We start from the raw sequence: 18,499 nt of genomic DNA on the forward strand, positions 1-18,499 counted from the left end.
CGTTCTCCTTACTGCTCCAGCCAGTTATAAAAAGGCACTGCCTGCTCCGAGCGGGATACTTGTTCCATAGCGGCCGGCTTCCGGAACTTTTTACCCTGCTCCCGGGCCTGTTCAACCGTTTTAATCCCTTGTTTTTTCCACTCAAATAAAATCCGGTCAATGTAGCGGAAGTTCAGCTTCATCGATAAAACAGCTTCACGAAGCGCTGCTTTAATAACTGACGGTGAATGGCCGTCCTGGTCAATCCAGAGCGCCAGTGTTTCACATTCAATGGAGGACAGCGGCCGCCCGAATTCTTCCTCAAACAAGCTGTATAAATCCTTTTCCTCTGTCATCGCCTGCTGGACAGACTGACCGCGTGCTTCCGATTCAAAAAGAGCCACAAGCTTGTTCCATAACGGCTCCAGCGAGTAAGATTCATAGCCGGTCTGGCTTCCCTGTTCAATTTCCACCACCTGCTTTTGCAGCAGCTTTTTCACGCAGCCTGCACACTCAGACGCCGTGATCGACATCCGGTTAGACAGCTCTTCAAAACTCGGAAACAGAATTCCCTTCTGGCTGTATGAATAAATATGAAGAAGCAGCATCATTTCCTGCTCATTTAACGATAGCTTTTTATAGTTTTCAAGCAGCACATTCGGTACACTTGTAGACCCTTGCTCCATCCAGTGAATCATGATCTCTTTGTCTTTCATTTTCCCCACCTCGACCTTTTGCAATGCTTCATATTATACTAGCTGGATGAAAAAAAGAAAAGCCGCCCGATTGGACTGCTTTTCTTCATCTTGTTACCCTTTTTGGTTTGATTTCACATAATCGGCGATGCGGTCAACCGCTTTTTCCAGCAGTTCAAGCGACGTCGCATACGATAAGCGAATATTCGGAGGCGTGCCGAAACCGCTGCCCGGTACGACGGCTACGTTTGCTTCCTCTAGGAGCGCAGTAACAAAGGCATCCACGCTGTCGTGGCCCGTTGCGTTTGCCGCTTCGGTTACATTCGGATACAAATAAAAGGCACCTTGCGGCTTCAAGCACGTTACGCCTGGAATAGCAGATAATTTTGCATGAATAATGTTCATGCGCTCTTCAAATGCTTTTTTCATGACCTCTACCGGCTCTTGTGTGCCTGTGTACGCCGCAATCGCCCCGTATTGGGCCGTTGACGTCGGGTTGGACGTTGAATGGCTTGCAAGGTCCGTCATTGCTTTAATGACCTGTGCATTTCCTGCTGCGTAGCCAATGCGCCAGCCTGTCATCGAGTGAGATTTGGATACGCCATTGATGATAATCGTTTGCTCTTTTAATTCAGATGATAGTTCGGCAATGGATACGTGCTTGTTGCTGCCGTACACCAATTTTTCATAAATTTCATCTGATACAATCCAAATATTGTGCCGAATCGCCACTTCCCCAAGCGCCTGCAGCTCTTCAGCTGAATACAGCATACCTGTCGGGTTGGATGGCGAGTTAATAATAACGGCTTTTGTCCGGTCCGTAATCGACGCTTCCAGCTGCTCCGGCGTAATTTTAAAATCGTTTGATTCTGCACCGTCCACATAAACCGGAACGCCATCCGCTAGCTTCACCTGCTCCGGATAACTCACCCAATACGGTGTTGGGATAATCACTTCATCTCCCTCATTGAGGATGACCTGGAATAAGTTATAAAGTGCGTGCTTCGCGCCTGTGGTCACGATAATTTCGTTGGGCTTGTATGTAATTCCCTGGTCCTGCTTGAATTTCCCGATAATGGCGTCCTTCAGCTCTGCTACGCCGCCAGCCGGTGTATACTTTGTTTGTCCGTCCTTCAGCGATTCATACGCTGCTTCGATAATGTGCTCCGGTGTATTAAAGTCAGGCTCTCCCGCGCCAAGCCCGATCACGTCGATTCCCTGCGCTTTCATTTCTTTTGCTTTTGCCGTGATGGCAAGTGTTGTGGAAGGAGTTAATGCTTTTACGCGTTCTGCTAATTGTACGTCCATGAATCGATTCTCCATTCTATTATTAAATGTTTTCAACCTTTTTCCACCAGGTCCCGTCCGTAAACGACAAATAGTAGTAATTCAAGCGGCCGTTCTCATTTTCAAATAAAAACAGCCAGACCGGTGTTTTTTGTTCCATGCCAAGTGTCACAGATAAAAGCGCTGCGTCTCCTGCTTCCTCACGGAAAAGCGCACGTGCTTCTTTTTCTGTCACACCTTCTTCGAGCGGGCGGACCACAGGCTCGGAACCTTCTTTCTCAGAAAGCCAGACCGCTACGTTTTGCCCGTTTTGATCCTGCCCGGTCGCCGCATAAACCGTTTCTGTGCTGTGATACACATATACATCATCTGTTTGAGAAAGAGACGCTTTTTCCTCCAGCTGCCTGGCCGCTCTCTCCTTCGCCTCTTCATACGGTTTTTGTGCATTATTATACAAGATTATAACCGCAATCGCAATGATCAGCACCGGAATGCCGATGATTAAAGCCCATTTTTTATAAGTTGTTCGCATAGTCACCACGTTCTTTTATGTTCGATAAATTGTAAAAACTGCTTTTGACTGATCCTCCGCATCAAGCGCGAGGCCGAACATGAGGTTTTCCCGCTTCAGCGTCCGGTTCAGCGTGTCAACAAGCTTGTACAAATCACCGTTATTTTCGACTGTTACCGTTGAAAGCACTTCAATTTTTGACTCCATAAACATCCCTCCTGGGTCAAATTATAACAGGAACAAAACCGATCGATACAGCTATTTTTTGCGCGGCAGCCACTTTTCGATCAGATCCACCGTTTCCCCTATATCGGTTTCTTTTACAGGTACATCGGGGATCGATTCAAGGAAGGCTTTTCCGTAACGGCTTGTGCTGACTCGGCGGTCAAATAACACGACGATGCCGCGATCGGTTTGAGTCCGAATCAAGCGGCCAAAGCCCTGGCGAAAGCGAATAATGGCCTGCGGCAATGAATAAGCAGAAAACGGATTTTTCCCGGCCTCCTTCAGCTGCCGGTTTTTCGCGGCAACGAACGGGTCATCCGGAGGGGCAAAAGGCAGCCGTACGATAAACAGGACAGATAAATCCTCTCCCGGAATATCGATGCCTTCCCACAGCGCACCTGTTCCAAGCAAAATGGCTTTATCATACTGGCGGAAGTTTTTAGCGAGTCGCGCGACACTTCCATTTGTAATCCCCTGTGCAATAATGGCATATTCAGCCAGCAGCTCTGTTTCACGAATGAAATCGTGTGTTTTTTTCAAAATATCAAAGGATGTAAACAGCACCAGCATCCGTCCATCTGCTGCTTCTGCTGCAGCAATAATGTAATCCGCTACGGCCTGTGCATACGTTTCTGCATCCGTTTCTTTAATATCGGGTACATCATTTGGAATAACGACCCGGCATTGGTTCTGATAGTCAAATGGCGACTTGATCACGTACGCATCGTAATCTCCGGTGCCGAGACCCATTTCAGCCGCGAAAAAAGAAAAGGAATGCTCCACTGTCAGCGTGGCAGACGTAAACAGGACCTGGTATCGCTCTAACAGGAACGATCGGATCAAGACACCCGGCTGCACCGGCTGCGTCCGAATGGAGATCGTATTTGAAAGAGATCTGACGTCTCCCTCGACCCAGACAACTTCTTCCTCATCCGGACGAAACACAATCGTGAAAAGCTGCTCGTTCCAGGCCCGGCACCGCTCAACGAACAGAAGCGCATCATCTACAAAAAGCTCGTCCCGTCCCGACAGCTGCTTTCTGACTTCCTCCAGCTGTCTTACCTTCGCTTCGGCTTCTTGAATGACCGCTGCCATTGCATGATACAGCCGCTCAGCTCCGTATTCAATTTGCTGCCATCCTGCGGTTTGCCGTTTATCTTCTGTTATGGCGAGCTGGCGCTTGGATTGATTCATGCGGGCTGTCTGCTGTTCAAAAAAAGCGGAAACAGCACCAAACCACTCTTCTGACTCCGTCATTGCTTTTTGCAGGACACCTGCAATGTCTAAAAACGAATTCGCCGCCAGCCTTTTTGATTCAATCCGGTTTAAATGATACAACAGTCGCCGGTCATCCGCTGAACCCATTTTCCCGAGGAGAAACTTCAGATGGGCCAGGGACAGCTCCTGACCGAGACGCTCCCTCGCCGCTTTTTCAAACCGGTGAGCTTCATCAATCACAATAAAGCTTCCAGGCTGCAAAAGTGGCTTTTCCGCCTTCATCTCGGTAATGAGGAATGAATGATTGGTGACGATCAGATCCGCATTTGCAGCGATTTCTTTTGCATACAAGGCAAAGTCGTGCTTTTTCCATGCCTGCTTTGCTTTGTTCATATATTGATCCGCCTGGCATATTTCTTTCCAGTAAAGCGCGCCGCCTGACGATAAATTCAGTTCATCGCCATCTCCGGTTTTCGTTTCAAGAAGCCAGACGAGCATTTGCATTTTTGTTAAAACGCGGTCGTAATTTTTTTCTTTTTCCCGGAGTGACCGGACAAAGCGTGATAAATCTAAATAATGGCGCTTTCCTTTTAACACAGCTGCTTTCACGTCAAACGGCAGCATCATTTGAAGCCTGGCAATTTCACGGTCGAGAAGCTGGTGCTGAAGAAGTACGGTATATGTTGAAACAACTACCGGACGACCGGATTTTCGGCTTTCGTAAATGGAAGGGATCAGATAAGCAAGAGATTTGCCCGTTCCTGTTCCGGCTTCAATAACTGTATGCCGGCCTTCTTCAAAAAACCGCTCCACCGATTCCATCATCTGCATCTGGCCATGACGCCGGTCCATTCCCGGCACGCTTGATAAAAGCGCCCACTTTTCGTCCGCTTCCTTTGGAAACGAAACGGCCTCGTCCGCTTTCCGTTTTTGCGGCACCGGTTTTGTCCGGAGCGCCAGTCCACGGTAAACGGTCCACTTTTCCGGAATGATTTCAATCCGCTTTTTCTTTTGCGCTGCAATGCATGACAAAAGAAAGTGAATGTCGCTTTTCAAGCCCGTTGATAATTTCAGCAGCTGCTCAATGGTGACAAGCGGCAGTTCCTCTATCCGTTCAACAAGATGAATAAACAGTTCCGCTGTCGCATAGGCATCGCTGTCCGCGCGGTGCTTCTGTCCATGATTCAATTCAAACTGCTCGGACAAATCGCCGAGCTTATAACTTTCAGAAACCGGCAGAACGATCTTCGAAAGCTCAACCGTATCAATAAACCGGCCGTCGAAAGGAGCCTCTCCCGCTTCCACCAGCTCGCTGTTTAAAAAAGTCAGGTCGAACGAAACATTATGCGCCACAAAAACGGCATCGGTCAGCCAGTCCACAAAACGGCCTGCTTCTTCTTTGAAAAATGGCGCCTGTCGAACGGTTTCTTCCTGAATGCCCGTTAATTCCTGAATAAAAGGAGGAATCGGGGCATCTGGGTTTAAATAAGTATCGTATTGGTCGGTAATCCCGGCCTCTTCAATCCTCACAAAAGCCGCCTGCATAATGCGGCCGCCGCTTGCATAGGAGTGACCGGTCGTTTCAAAATCAGCCACTGTAAAACGTACGTCGTTAATCACGGCAAACACACCTTTAAATTATTCCTTTTCAGTTTACCACAAGAAAAGCAAAACGTACCTTCTTATCCGTTGAACCGCGCAAAAAGAGTTTCCCCTGAGAAAACAAGTGATCCTTATCGAACAACAAAGAAAAAGCCACTGCACTTGCGCGAACACGGTCCGGGCGGCTTCTGCAGGACTGCGCGTTCGGAGGGGCGGGCGGTGAGCTAACTTTTGTCGCTACGCTCCAAAAGTGGATCTCACCTAACCCGCTGATCCCTCCCGAGTCTTCGTCCTGCGCCAGCCGCCCTGGTGGGGAGGAAAAACAGACCGTAAAGCCCAAAAAAGGAATCGGTTTGATTGGGAACATGGAGACATTTGTTTTTTATCACTGTAAAAAGCCCTTCTTTTTCATAAAGTAGAAAAAGAAGGGCTCATTTCCTTGACCTATACATTATTTATCAGCTTAAAAAACGCATCAGTCATTACATGATCGTTGCGGCAGGTTCCTGGTAAAGCAAGCTGGCGATTCGGTTTTCTTTGTCCATAATCAGCACTTTCGGTTTATGGTCCTTTACTTTTTCTTCGGCAACCAGCACATACGAAATGACAATGACTGTGTCGCCGGGCTGCACAAGCCGGGCGGCTGCTCCGTTTAAGCAAACGACACCGCTGCCCCGTTCCCCTGGAATAATATACGTTTCCAGGCGGGCGCCGTTATTGTTGTTCACAATCTGCACTTTTTCATTCGGCAGCATTCCGGCAGCGTCCAGCAGGTCTTCATCAATCGTAATGCTGCCGACGTAGTTTAAATTCGCTTCTGTCACCGTGGCCCGGTGAATCTTTCCATTCATCATTGTACGAAACATAGCGCACTTCCTTTCAGGTTAAAATAATATTGTCTATTAACCGGGCGTTTTTGTATTTTACGGCCGCCGCCAAAATAACGGAGCCGCTGACGAATTCAATCGGCTCCAGCTCCGGATACGTTAAAATATCCACATACTCCAATTTCGCACCGCTCTTGGCCGTTAAAAAATCGGCCGCCTGCTCCTTTAAAAAGGAGGTGCGCGTTTCGCCGCCTTCAATCAGCTGTTTTGTCTGCTGCAGCGACTGGTACAGTGCAGGTGCTTTTTCACGCTCGTCCGGCAGCAAGTACACATTGCGGGAACTTTTTGCCAGGCCATCGCTTTCCCGCACGGTGTCCACTCCCTGAATGGCAATCGGCACGTTTAACGACTCCACAAGCCCGTGAATAACCGCCAGCTGCTGGGCATCCTTTTTGCCGAAATACGCCCGGTCAGCCTCCGTTAGATGAAACAGCTTCATGACCACCGTTGCCACGCCGTCGAAGTGACCGGTCCGCGACAGGCCGCAAAGCGCGTTTGTTCTTTTTTGAACGGTAAGCGTGACAGCCGGTTCACTTGGATACATTTCTTCAACAGACGGCAAAAATAAAACATCTACGCCGGCTTCCTCGGCAAGCTGCGCATCCCGTTCCTCGTTGCGTGGGTAGCGTTCAAAGTCTTCATTGGGACCAAATTGAAGCGGGTTCACGAAAATCGACATGATCACCTGGTCATTTTCTTTTTTGGCTCGATGCGCCAGCGTCAAATGCCCTTCATGCAAAAAGCCCATCGTCGGGACAAACCCGATCGCTGCGTGACTGGATTTCATCTGGTGCACGTCTTTTTTTAATGCGTCAATGGTGCGAACGATTTTCATGAAGGAATGCCCCCGTATAAGCGGTCCAGTTCGTCCTCGCTCATTGTGAACGCGTGGGCTTCTTCTGGGAACTCACCGGCTTTTACGTCCTCGACATAACTCGATACGGCTTGAACACCGGTGCGGTCAAACTCCGCATAGCTTTTCACGAACTTTGCTGTACGGTCCACGCCGTATTTCATGATATCATGATAAACAAGCACCTGGCCGTCTGCTTCAGCACCCGCACCAATCCCGATCACCGGAATTTGCAGTGCCGCTGATACAGTCCTGGCTACCTGGTGCGGCACACATTCAAGAACGAGCATAAAGGCACCGGCCTGTTCCATCGCCCTTGCATCTGCCAGCAGACGCTGCGCTGATTCTGCCGTTTTCCCCTGCACTTTATAACCGCCCAGAACGCCAACGGACTGCGGTGTCAGGCCGAGGTGAGCACATACAGGCACACCGGCTTCGGTTAATTCCTTTACCCGATCAACCACTTCGCCTGCCCCCTCAAGCTTGATGGCATCCGCGCCGCCCTGGATCAGTGTCCGAGCCGCATGAAAGGTTTGTTCCTTGTTTACGTGATACGTCATAAATGGCATGTCTGTGATGATAAAGGTATCACGCGCTCCCCGTTTTACCGCTTTTGTGTGATGTACCATGTCATCGATTGTCACATGAACCGTCGAATCCAATCCAAGCACGGTCATCCCGAGTGAATCCCCGACTAATATTACGTCCGTCCCGCCCGCTTCTGCTTGCTTGGCGGATGGAAAGTCGTACGCCGTTATCATGGCGATTTTTTCATTTTCTTTTTTCATCTTTAAAAAATCAGCAGTTCGTTTCATATCAGTATCCTCCTTTTTACTAGAGGAGACGAAACAGCAAAAAAGGTCCTTATGCCCGAAAAAGAAGCAGAAGGACCCGTTGTTGACGGATTAAATGTTTCGACCCTCTGTCCCTGTCCATCCGGATCAAGGCAGTGTTTGTCTTATGTGAATGCGTTTAAACTTGTTGAACGCGGTGCAGCTCGGGGATGATGCCGCCCTGTTCAAGCTCATTATATCAGCCTGGTTCTTATTTGACTACTGGTCGATCTCAATATCCGCTGAGTAAATCGAATGAATAGCACCCTGCTCATCCTCGAGCTTTAACACGCCTTCATCTGTTATGCCGAGCGCCTTGCCTCGAATGGAGCCGTTTGCCGTTCTCGCCGTGATGTGCCGGCCAATGGAAACCGCCAACGATTCCCACTTTTCCTTTATCGCAGCAAATCCATTTTCCATATATTCTTCATAGTAGCGTTCAAGGTTTTTTAAAATGGCTTGGACGAGCTGGGCTCTCGGAACCATTTCTCCTTTTTCAATCGCAAGGGATGTGGCAATGCCTGATAGTTCCTCAGGAAACGATTGCTGGTTAACGTTTACCCCGATGCCGATGATAATGGAATGAATCCGGTCTGAGTCGGCTTGAAGCTCCGTTAAAATACCGGTGATTTTTTTTCCGTTTATCAGCAGATCATTCGGCCATTTAATTTCGGGTGTAAGGCCGGCCGTATCACGGATCGCTTCTGCGACAGCAACGGCCGCAATCAGCGTGAATTGGGGTGCTTTATAAAGAGGCAGATCCGGCTTTAAGATTAAGCTCATCCAAATGCCGGTATGCTTTGGCGAATGAAACACCCGTGTCAGCCGCCCCCGGCCTGCTTTTTGCTCCTCGGCTATGACGAGTGTTCCTTCTACGGCTTCTTCCGCTATTTTGTGTGCTTCTTTCTGTGTGGACTCAACAGATTCTTTAAAGACGATCTGTTTGCCGAGCCGTTTCGTTGTTAAGCCGATCAGCAATTCATTTTCACTTACTTTATCGGGCTTTGCGGTAATCCGGTAGCCTTTATTACGGACGGCTTCAAGGACGAAGCCGTCCTGACGCAGCGATTCGATGTGTTTCCAAACCGCGGTCCGCGAACAGCCGATATGATCCGCCAGCGCCTGGCCGGAAACAAAGTCACCATCTGCTCTAGAAAATACATCAAGTAATTTATGTTTTACAGAAGATTGCATTCACGCAGCCACCTTTCTATGTCATGCCTTGTATTCAGAACATCCTTACGAACAACAGCTTGCTCCGCCTGCTGAAGGATTTCTTTGATCCAGGGACCCCGGGACCGATTTGTCCATTGAAGCAGATCCCCCCCGGAAATCGCCAGCTCCTGACGATGTTTGATCGGAAGCGCGTTCCAGCGGTCAGCTGCTTGTTCAAGATCTGGATCTCGATTTTCTAAACAAGCAACAGCAGCTGTCGCATCAACGGCTGCCTCCCGTCCTGCCTGGAAAAACAGCCAGTCGTCTGCACCACTTGCTTGCAGCTGGCCGATCGTTTTCACACTTCGCTCCACATGCTGAATCCGTTTTTGCGGAAAACGCCAGCCCTTTAGAAACGGCTTTACTTCTTCCTTTACGCACAACCAGGACAATACAATCCAGCACTGTTCCTTTGTTAACGTATCGACCTGAAGAGAAGCGAAATGCTCAAGCGCTGTTTTTCGATCCGCCAGTCCCGGGAGAAAGCGGTACAGTCCCGTTTCAATTAACGACGTCAGCGCTTGCTTCTTGTTGCTGCCTTCCAGCAATTTATCCAGCTCCGCCAGCTTTCGCTCGACGGCAATGTGCTCCAGCAACTGAGCCTGCTGCTGCATCGCCGTCTTTGTTTGTTCTTCCAGCCGAAAAGAAAGCTGACTGACAAAGCGGGCTGCCCGCAGCATCCGGAGCGCATCCTCTGAAAACCGCTCAGATGCGAGACCGACCGTGCGAATAAGCCCGTTTTGAATATCCTCTTTTCCATTAAACGGATCAATCCATTGACCTTCCTTGTCCATCGCCATGGCGTTCATCGTAAAATCGCGACGTTTTAAATCGTCATAAAGAGACCGGACAAATTCAACGTGATCCGGTCTTCTAAAATCGCTGTATGCTGATTCCGTCCGAAATGTCGTCACTTCAAATCCAGTGCCTTTATGCAAAACTAGGATTGTGCCGTGGTCAATTCCGACATCCACTGTATGCGTAAAGATGGCCTTTACTTCAAGTGGGGTGGCCGATGTAGCAATATCCACATCGTGAATGGAGCGGCTCAAAAAAAGATCGCGAACTGCTCCGCCGACGAAATAGGCTTCATAACCTGAATCCTCCAGTTTACTCAAAACGGGCAGCGCCTGCTGAAAAAAAGAAGGGATGATCATAATGCTGCTTCCTTGAGCAGACCTTCATAAACCGCTTCATATTGTCTGACGATGTCCGAGGAATGAAACCGCTCATGGACAGAATCCATTGCCCGCTGTTTGATTTGTTTGTATAAATCAGGATCGGACAGCAAACGGATGGCTGCTTCACTAATGGCATCTACGTCACCAATCGGACGGACAAAACCATTGTCTCCATCGGTAATCACTTCGGGAATTCCACCGGCGTCCGTGCCGACGCATGGGACGCCACATGCCATTGCTTCAAGCGCCACAAGTCCGAAGCTTTCTTTTTCAGACAGAAGCAGCTTCATATCACTAATGGCGTAAAGCTCCGTTAAATTATTTTGCTTTCCTAAAAACAGAACCCGTCCTTTCAGACCGAGCGATTCGGCAAGTCGGCATACTACCGTCATTTCAGGTCCGTCTCCAACGAGCAGCAATTTAGCTGGCATTTGCTCGGCAATCCGCGCAAATACTTTTACCACGTCGGTCACCCGTTTCACTGCACGGAAGTTGGACACGTGGATCACCACTTTTTCCTCTTCCCCGATGCCGTATTCATTTTTTAAATGACCGGCTGTATCAATCGGCCGGTACACCCGCTCATCAATAAAGTTGTAAACCGTTTCAATTTGCTTGTCCGGTGCAATCATGTCCACCGTTTGCTCCGCGAGGGAATTGGAGACAGCCGTCACCGCGTCGGACTGCTCGATCCCGAATTTAATAGCGGAGGTTAAGGCAGAATCTGTCCCGAGCACCGTGATATCCGTTCCGTGCAGCGTTGTGACAATTTTCACGTCCGACTTCGCCATTTGTTTGCCCAAAATAGCGCAGACCGCATGCGGAATCGCATAGTGAACATGCAAAATATCCAACTTCTCCCGCTTGATGACATCGGCCATTTTGCTAGCCAGCGCGATGTCATAAGGCGGATACTGAAAAACGGAGTACTGATTCACTTCCACCTGGTGAAAAAAGATATTGTGGTACATCCGGTTCAGCCGAAACGGAACAGCAGACGTGATAAAGTGAATGGTATGCCCCTTTTCAGCGAGGAGCTTTCCGAGTTCTGTTGCTACGACCCCTGACCCGCCCACTGTCGGGTAACAGGTAATGCCAATATTTAATCCCATTTGTCTCCCCCTGCCAATCATTGACTCTGTTCTTCAATAATGCCGTCAATCAAGACGCGCGCTGTGCCTAAATTGGTTGCCAGCGGCACGGAATACACGTCGCACAGGCGAACGAGCGCTGTTACGTCCGGTTCATGCGGCTGTGCTGTGAGCGGATCACGGAAAAAGAACACAAAATCCATTTCGCCCCGCGCAATACGCGCCCCAATTTCCTGATCGCCGCCGAGCGGTCCGGATTGGAACCGGTGGACATTCAGCCCCGTTTGTTCCATGACGCGCGTTCCAGTAGTACCCGTTGCAAACAGCGTATGTGTGCCGAACACCTCTTTATGAAGATCCACAAATTCAATTAAATCGTCCTTTTTCTTGTCATGGGCAATCAGTGCAATATTCATCGGTATCCTCCTTTAATCTAAAATATTTTCTAAACCGTAAACAAGCGTTTTCGTTTTCATCACCGTTTCTACACAAACCTTCACGCCGGACATAAACGAAGCCCGGTTATAAGAGTCGTGGCGGATGGTTAACGTTTCACCGTCTGCTCCGAATAATACCTGCTGGTGAGCGATTAAGCCAGGCAACCGGACACTATGAATGTGCATACCGTTCATTTCAGCTCCGCGAGCACCCGGCATTGTTTCTTGTTCATCTGGATGACCCTGTTTTTTAGGCTCACGGATCTCATTGATCATTTGAGCTGTCTTTACAGCCGTTCCAGACGGTGCATCAAGCTTTTTGTCATGATGAAGCTCAATGATTTCTACATCACTGAAATATTTAGCCGCCATTTGTGAAAATTTCATCATTAACACTGCTCCGATCGCAAAGTTCGGGGCGATGATGCAGCCTAGCTCCTTTTCTTCAGACAATTCTTTTAATTCAAGAAGCTGGTCCTCTGTAAAGCCTGTTGTGCCTACAACGGGCCGGATGCCATGCTCAAGTGCTGTTTTCGTATGTACGTATCCAAATTCGGGTGTAGTTAAATCGATCAGCACATCGGCTTGATGCTCGGAAAAGCATTCGGCTGCATCGGTGTAAATCGGTGCCTGTGAGCCGCTGAACCCGATGTCACCAAGCGTTTCACCGCCATGCTTCCGGTCGAGTGCTGCCACCAATTCAAATTCAGGTGTATCCATGACCATTTTCACTGCTTCAAGTCCCATGCGTCCGCGCGGGCCCGCAATAATCACTTTCGTTGTCACTTGTTTTCCTCCTCTATTTTCGTCCAGCGGTCCTTATCTCTCGTCTGGAATTTATTCATGACCCGGTCATGTGCGGTCTGCAGGTCAATGTCGAGCGAATTCGCCAGACAAATCGCGACAAACAGAACATCTCCAAGCTCCTCTTCAATCGTTTTTTCTTCTTCTGTTGCTTTTTTCGGCTTTTCGCCATGGTAATGATTCACTTCCCGGGCAAGCTCTCCCATTTCTTCTGTGAGGCGTGCCATCATGGCCAGCGGACTGAAATAGCCTTCTTTAAACTGGCTTATGTATGAATCCACTTCTTTTTGCATCTCACGCATTGATTTATCCATATTTTTCACCACTTTCTCTCTTCTATATGTTACATATTATAAAGGGGCGGCGCAATTTTTTCTTTTCATCTGTATATTAAAAAAGGAGATTTTTTTATGAAGCAAGGATTAAAAGCCAAAAACATCTTTTTTATTTTACTCGGCTCAGCTATTTTTTCATTTGGACTTGTTCATTTTAACATGCAAAACAACCTGGCTGAAGGAGGATTCACCGGAATTACGCTGCTTCTTTACAGCTTGTTTGGCATTGATCCGTCCTATTCGAATTTGCTGCTGAACATTCCCATCTTTTTTATTGGCTGGAAGCTGCTCGGGCGCGTTTCATTTTATTACACACTCATCGGAACATTTAGTGTCTCTTTTTTTCTCTGGGTGTTTCAAAAAGTGCAATTTCATATCCCGCTCCGCGATGATTTATTTTTAGCGGCACTGTTTGCCGGTGTGTTTATCGGAGTTGGGCTCGGCATCACGTTTCGGTACGGCGGGACAACCGGTGGTGTCGACATAATCGCACGCCTCGTTCATAAATACCGAAACATCAGCATGGGAAAAACGATGTTTCTATTCGACGCCGGGGTTATTGTCGCTTCCATTTTAACGTACATTGATTATCGTGAAGCGATGTATACGCTTGTTGCCGTGTTTACAGCGGCACGTGTGATTGATTTTATGCAGGAAGGGGCTTATGCGGCACGGGGCGCAATGATTATTTCCGGGGCGCATGATGAAATCGCGGATGAGATCAATAAACGAATGGACCGCGGCGTGACCATTTTAAAAGGATACGGCTCCTTCACGAAACAGGAGCGGGATGTACTGTACTGCGTTGTCGGAAAAAACGAAATTGTCCGGTTGAAAAACATAATTCATGCGGTGGACCCGCATGCGTTTGTGTCAGTGACAGTCGTTCATGACGTATTTGGGGAAGGTTTCACATTAGACGAAAACAAGCAGCCGATTGAGCAATAACAGTATTCCTCAAACGTAAAAAGCCAAACGACTCGGTCGTTTGGCTTTTGTGATTCTGTAAATTTTAATTTTAGTCGTCGCTTTGTGCCATGCCTGTATACATGAGAACTAAACGGACAAGCTCCAGTACAGCAACGGCTGCTGCAGCTACATACGTCATTGCCGCCGCGTTCAGTACTTTGCGGGCTTCGCGTTCTTCATCATTGCGAATGACACCAGAAGCCACAATTTGATCCATTGCGCGGTTGGATGCGTTAAACTCCACCGGAAGCGTCACAACCTGGAACAAGACACCTGCGGCCATGAGTACGATACCGAGCAGGAGCATGTTGCTTGCCTGTGCAAAAATACCGATCATAATGAATACCCATGACATGTTTGAGCTAATGTTGGCAACCGGAACAAGCGAGTGGCGGAAACGTAAAAATGCGTATCCAACCTTGTCTTGAATGGCATGGCCTACTTCATGGGCCGCAACGGCAGCGCCCGCAATGGAGTGGCCGTGGAAATTATTCGATGAAAGGTTAACGGTTTTCGTCATCGGGTTGTAATGATCACTTAAAAACCCGCGTGATTCAACGACTTTCACATGCTGAAGACCATTATCATCTAATATGCGGCGAGCTGCTTCAGCGCCGGTAATACCTGTTGAAACCGGTACTTTAGAATATTTTTTATACGTGCTTTTCACCTTAAATTGCGCCCAGAGCGGCAATAAAATCAACAGGGCAAAATAAACGATCCAGATCATGTAACTCCATCTACCTCCATCAATATTGTCGTATTTTGTCTTATCACTATTGTAACGATTTATACCCCTGTGCGTCAAAGATTACGCTTTTGTTCACGTTCTTTTTTGATTCCTTTATATTTTTTTCTTCCTGTATAAAGAAGCGCGGTAACAATCACGCCTCCGGTTATTGCCGTTACGTGAATAAATTGTTCTTTTTTTTCTGGCTGCAACTCTTCTGCACCAGCAAAAGGCGTAAACACGAGAAGGAAACTCCATAAAAACGCCACGACTTTTTCCATCGCAATCCCTCCATCCGCTTCATTAGTATATGCGGGACGAAGGAAAAAAGATGACGATTTTCACCAGATTGTTCGAGTGGGACGGACACACATAAACCACGTAATGAAAATCGACAGAATACTGAGCCAAAACGTAAAGTAGCCAATCTCTTGTATATATAAGTGAAGCTGTGAATAGACAGGGTACTGCATAAAGACATAATCAATGATTTCATTGTGCACTGTCCAAAGAGCGGCGATGACCAAATGGATTGGTTTCATCCGAAAAAACGGGGCATACAGGAGACCTTGCAGCGCCATCCCAAAATGAGAGGCGACGAGCATCCACCCCAGCCACGATAAATCTCCGGTCACGATTAATGTTAAAATATTCATCACGACGGCCCATATGCCGTATTTAAACAGCGTCATGACAGCAAGCGCCTGAACAAGACCCCACTGTTTGCCGATTAACAGGCCAAACAGCGCAACCGTGAAAAACAAGCTCGCGGTCGGACTGTCGGGCACAAACGGCAGGAAGATGGGCTCCGTCCGCTCAAGCTGCGGACCATACCATATATATCCATATATAGTTCCCAACAAATTGATGATGAAAAGCGCCCACATAAAGGAACGATTCGATAAAAGAAAATAAAGCATAAACAGCCTCCATCGAAAAAAAGGACTGCCGAACAAGTCGGTCAGTCCTTTTTGATTATTCTGCTTCGAGTGTAGAAATGAACTCAGACAATTTCACAAGATCTTCGTCATTCCCTTTGTACATCCCTGCAGGCATGGATCCTACACCATTTTTCGCGATTTCAGCGATTTCTTCCGGTGTCAGTCCTGTACCGACAAGAGATGGTGCAGCTGCTCCGCCCGACAGTGTGTCACCGTGACAGTTAATACAGCCATTTTCCTGATAAATTTTAAATCCATCAGAGCTGGTGTCAATCGCTGCTTCTTCAACGATGGCCCCCTGTGCTTCTTTTGCTTCCCAGTCAACTGCGACAACAGATTCCCATGTGAGGAAAATGGTTGCGGCAAGAGCTAAAAGCATAAAGCCTGTCGCAAACGGACGTTCAAGCGGGCGGCGTTTCGGACCGCGGTCGATAAACGGTGCCAGCATCAATCCGCCGAAAGCAAGACCTGGAATAATAAACGCGCCGATCACATTGTAAGGACCCGATGCGTATGTGTATTTAAGCAATTGGTACAAGAATAAGAAATACCAGTCAGGCAATGGCAGGTAGCCGGTATCGGTCGGATCTGCGACACGCTCAAGCGGCGACGGATGAGCGATCGTTAAGCAAAGGTAGCCGACAAGGAATACCGAACCGACCATCCATTCCTTTAACAGGAAATTTGGCCAGAAGGCTTCTGTTTTGCCAGGATATTCCGAATAATCTTTTGGAATATTTGGTTTTCGTTCAGCCGGAATACGTGAATCGCCGACGAACTTCATCCCTTTTCCACGATGCATTGCGTTCCCCTCCTTTTCATCATTAAAAGCACGAGGCGCTAATTATACGGGCGCCTGGAGCTGGACAGTTAAAGCTTAAGCAGATATGTCCGGCTTACAACGGTCCGGAAATACCCTGCTTCCGAATCATGATAAAGTGAGCACCCATTAAGCCAAGCAGTGCTGCAGGCAGGAAGAAGACATGAATCGCAAAGAAGCGGGTCAGCGTCTGCGCACCAACAATATCAGGATGTCCGGCAAGCAATACTTTTAATTCATGACCGATCAGCGGAGTTGATGCCGCAATCTCGATCCCTACTTTTGTTGCAAATAGTGCTTTCATATCCCATGGAAGCAAGTAGCCAGTAAAACCTAGGCCAAGCATAACGAAGAAAATCAATACGCCGACAACCCAGTTTAATTCACGAGGCTTTTTGTATGCGCCCTGGAAGAAGACACGAAGCGTATGTAAAAACATCATAACAATAACAAGGCTCGCACCCCAGTGATGCATTCCGCGTACGATTACACCAAACGCTACTTCATTTTGCAAATAATAAACAGATTCCCATGCATTTTTAATATCCGGCACATAGTACATTGTCAGGAACATTCCGGACAGAATTTGGATGACTGTGACGAAAAACGTCAAGCCGCCAAAACAATAAACGAATGCCGAAAAATGATGAGCCGGGTTGACGTGCTCAGGCACTTCATGGTCTGCAATATCGCGCCACATTGGCGTAATATCAAGACGTTCATCCACCCAGTCATAAATTTTGTTGAGCATGTGGTTACGCCCCCTTTACACGATATTGTTTGCCTCTGGCTTGCCAAGCTGCAGAAGGCCGTCTTTTTCAGCAGTTGGATACACATCAAGCGGTTTAAGCGGTGGTGTACCTGGAACATTTTTCCCGTTCTTTTCATACAAGCCGTTATGACAAGGACAGAAAAATTGGTTGGCGTGGTCATTGCCCTCCCAGCTTACTGTACATCCCAAATGCTTACAAACCGGTGACAGGGCAACAACGTCGCCACTCTCATTTTTGTAAACCCAGGCTGTATTCGTTACTTCAGACGTATACCAGGCATCTGTTTGCTCATAAGAGAAATCGACGCGCACTGGCACTTCTGTTAAATCAGCCACTTTTTGCTGCGTTGGATGGAAATCGCCGGCCGCTTCACCTTTCAGCACTGGATCAACAGCAAAACGAACCATCGGCATCAGCATGCCCGCAGCCATGAAACCGCCTACACCTGTGAGCGTGTAGTTTAAAAATTGGCGTCGTGATACAGGTTGTTTACTCATTCTTTTCCCCCCTCTATACAATAAGCTTCGTCCGCAATGGACCGTATATGAGCATAAACATAAACTAGGACATTATTATGATAATCGATACGTGTGGACAGGTCAATAACATCCGGAATGAAAACGAATTTTTGAATGTGACGATTTTCCGAATTATCCGGCATTCCCCTGCCATTTCTCTACAATAATATTGACAATTTGCTTTGACTGGTTTTCAATAATCGAATATTTCACCCGATCATCCATATCGCCGAGCGGAACAGACGGAACCCATATGACCGATCCGTTTACTTCTTGATCCTGATCACGCCATCTGCTGTCCGATGTGAAATAAAACACATGCTTAAAGCCGGCTTTCCGAAGCTGTTCAGACCAAAGCTTGACAACCCCCGCTGCGTTCTCTGCCCGGGATAAATACGTATGAGGCGGCGCAACAAGCAGGCGTCCCTTAAACTGCCTTTCTAAAAACACCGTTATCAGCTGGACAAATTCATACTGCTCCGCAGACTGCATCATGCCCGTTCCGAAATCAGTCTGCACCAGCGGGACGATCACCGTATCAATGTATTCTTTTTGCTGCTGAAACAGCGCAGCATCTTTTCCGTTCCAATTCATT

22 protein-coding genes are annotated in these 18,499 nt (G+C 47.9%); 1 reads left to right on the top strand and 21 read right to left on the bottom strand.

Going from position 1 to position 18,499, the window contains the following annotated elements:
* Nucleotides 1–8: 8 nt before the first annotated feature.
* The 14 genes from BW952_RS01885 to BW952_RS01950 form a co-directional block, all read right to left on the bottom strand.
* Nucleotides 9–695, bottom strand: a complete 687-nt coding sequence (locus BW952_RS01885) for a DnaD domain-containing protein (protein WP_045852467.1) — start codon at nt 693–695, stop codon at nt 9–11.
* Nucleotides 696–788: 93 nt separating this feature from the next.
* On the bottom strand, nt 789–1,982 hold the full coding sequence (locus BW952_RS01890; RefSeq protein ID WP_045852468.1) for a pyridoxal phosphate-dependent aminotransferase: 1,194 nt from the start codon (nt 1,980–1,982) through the stop codon (nt 789–791).
* Between the two features lie 22 nt (nt 1,983–2,004).
* On the bottom strand, nt 2,005–2,493 hold the full coding sequence (locus BW952_RS01895) for a cell wall elongation regulator TseB-like domain-containing protein (protein ID WP_045852469.1): 489 nt from the start codon (nt 2,491–2,493) through the stop codon (nt 2,005–2,007).
* A 15-nt stretch (nt 2,494–2,508) separates the two neighbouring features.
* Complete coding sequence (locus tag BW952_RS01900; RefSeq protein ID WP_076496166.1) at nt 2,509–2,679, bottom strand: YpmA family protein; 171 nt, start codon at nt 2,677–2,679, stop codon at nt 2,509–2,511.
* Nucleotides 2,680–2,730: 51 nt separating this feature from the next.
* A complete protein-coding gene (gene dinG, locus BW952_RS01905) occupies nt 2,731–5,535 on the bottom strand; it encodes an ATP-dependent DNA helicase DinG (protein WP_052698557.1) in 2,805 nt (934 codons plus the stop codon).
* 464 nt (nt 5,536–5,999) lie between these two features.
* Nucleotides 6,000–6,383, bottom strand: coding sequence for an aspartate 1-decarboxylase (gene panD, locus BW952_RS01910; RefSeq protein WP_045851449.1), 384 nt, complete (start codon nt 6,381–6,383; stop codon nt 6,000–6,002).
* Between the two features lie 13 nt (nt 6,384–6,396).
* Nucleotides 6,397–7,239, bottom strand: a complete 843-nt coding sequence (panC, locus tag BW952_RS01915; RefSeq protein WP_045851448.1) for a pantoate--beta-alanine ligase — start codon at nt 7,237–7,239, stop codon at nt 6,397–6,399.
* The gene (panB, locus tag BW952_RS01920) at nt 7,236–8,072 is read right to left on the bottom strand and encodes a 3-methyl-2-oxobutanoate hydroxymethyltransferase (protein ID WP_045851447.1); all 837 of its coding nucleotides are present in this window, start codon (nt 8,070–8,072) and stop codon (nt 7,236–7,238) included. Before panB ends, panC begins: the two co-directional genes overlap by 4 nt.
* Before the next feature lie 237 nt (nt 8,073–8,309).
* Nucleotides 8,310–9,284, bottom strand: coding sequence for a biotin--[acetyl-CoA-carboxylase] ligase (locus tag BW952_RS01925; RefSeq protein WP_045851446.1), 975 nt, complete (start codon nt 9,282–9,284; stop codon nt 8,310–8,312).
* Nucleotides 9,269–10,462 carry a CCA tRNA nucleotidyltransferase gene (locus BW952_RS01930; protein ID WP_045851445.1) on the bottom strand — a complete coding sequence of 398 codons (1,194 nt, stop codon included), beginning with the start codon at nt 10,460–10,462 and terminating at the stop codon, nt 9,269–9,271. Before BW952_RS01930 ends, BW952_RS01925 begins: the two co-directional genes overlap by 16 nt.
* Entirely contained in the window at nt 10,459–11,598 is a 1,140-nt protein-coding gene (bshA, locus tag BW952_RS01935) for an N-acetyl-alpha-D-glucosaminyl L-malate synthase BshA (RefSeq protein WP_045851444.1), read from the bottom strand. The genes BW952_RS01930 and bshA overlap by 4 nt, the downstream gene beginning before the upstream one ends.
* Before the next feature lie 17 nt (nt 11,599–11,615).
* Nucleotides 11,616–11,993 carry a methylglyoxal synthase gene (locus BW952_RS01940; protein WP_045851443.1) on the bottom strand — a complete coding sequence of 126 codons (378 nt, stop codon included), beginning with the start codon at nt 11,991–11,993 and terminating at the stop codon, nt 11,616–11,618.
* Nucleotides 11,994–12,005: 12 nt separating this feature from the next.
* Nucleotides 12,006–12,800 carry a 4-hydroxy-tetrahydrodipicolinate reductase gene (gene dapB / locus BW952_RS01945; protein ID WP_414735817.1) on the bottom strand — a complete coding sequence of 265 codons (795 nt, stop codon included), beginning with the start codon at nt 12,798–12,800 and terminating at the stop codon, nt 12,006–12,008.
* A complete protein-coding gene (locus tag BW952_RS01950; protein WP_045851451.1) occupies nt 12,797–13,132 on the bottom strand; it encodes a nucleotide pyrophosphohydrolase in 336 nt (111 codons plus the stop codon). The genes dapB and BW952_RS01950 overlap by 4 nt, the downstream gene beginning before the upstream one ends.
* A gap of 96 nt (nt 13,133–13,228) precedes the next feature.
* Between BW952_RS01950 and BW952_RS01955 the strand changes: the two genes are divergently transcribed.
* Entirely contained in the window at nt 13,229–14,101 is an 873-nt protein-coding gene (locus BW952_RS01955; protein WP_045851442.1) for a YitT family protein, read from the top strand.
* A gap of 70 nt (nt 14,102–14,171) precedes the next feature.
* Here BW952_RS01955 and BW952_RS01960 read toward each other — a convergent pair whose 3' ends face one another.
* From BW952_RS01960 to BW952_RS01990, 7 genes are all read right to left on the bottom strand, one after another.
* Nucleotides 14,172–14,852 carry a zinc metallopeptidase gene (locus BW952_RS01960; protein WP_045851441.1) on the bottom strand — a complete coding sequence of 227 codons (681 nt, stop codon included), beginning with the start codon at nt 14,850–14,852 and terminating at the stop codon, nt 14,172–14,174.
* A gap of 74 nt (nt 14,853–14,926) precedes the next feature.
* Entirely contained in the window at nt 14,927–15,133 is a 207-nt protein-coding gene (locus BW952_RS01965; protein ID WP_045851440.1) for a sporulation protein YpjB, read from the bottom strand.
* A 60-nt stretch (nt 15,134–15,193) separates the two neighbouring features.
* Nucleotides 15,194–15,778, bottom strand: coding sequence for a lipoprotein heptaprenylglyceryl N-acetyltransferase LhaT (lhaT, locus tag BW952_RS01970; RefSeq protein WP_094031942.1), 585 nt, complete (start codon nt 15,776–15,778; stop codon nt 15,194–15,196).
* A gap of 49 nt (nt 15,779–15,827) precedes the next feature.
* The gene (locus BW952_RS01975; RefSeq protein ID WP_045851438.1) at nt 15,828–16,595 is read right to left on the bottom strand and encodes a menaquinol-cytochrome c reductase cytochrome b/c subunit; all 768 of its coding nucleotides are present in this window, start codon (nt 16,593–16,595) and stop codon (nt 15,828–15,830) included.
* Between the two features lie 94 nt (nt 16,596–16,689).
* Nucleotides 16,690–17,364, bottom strand: coding sequence for a menaquinol-cytochrome c reductase cytochrome b subunit (gene qcrB, locus BW952_RS01980; protein WP_045851437.1), 675 nt, complete (start codon nt 17,362–17,364; stop codon nt 16,690–16,692).
* 15 nt (nt 17,365–17,379) lie between these two features.
* Entirely contained in the window at nt 17,380–17,883 is a 504-nt protein-coding gene (locus BW952_RS01985; RefSeq protein WP_045851436.1) for a Rieske (2Fe-2S) protein, read from the bottom strand.
* A 153-nt stretch (nt 17,884–18,036) separates the two neighbouring features.
* Nucleotides 18,037–18,498 (bottom strand): YpiF family protein, encoded by a 462-nt coding sequence (locus BW952_RS01990; RefSeq protein WP_045851435.1) that lies wholly within the window; start codon nt 18,496–18,498, stop codon nt 18,037–18,039.
* Nucleotide 18,499 lies beyond the last annotated feature (1 nt).

This window comes from Domibacillus enclensis, assembly GCF_900156125.1.
In the GTDB taxonomy this organism is placed as follows: Bacteria; Bacillota; Bacilli; order Bacillales; family Domibacillaceae; genus Domibacillus; species Domibacillus enclensis.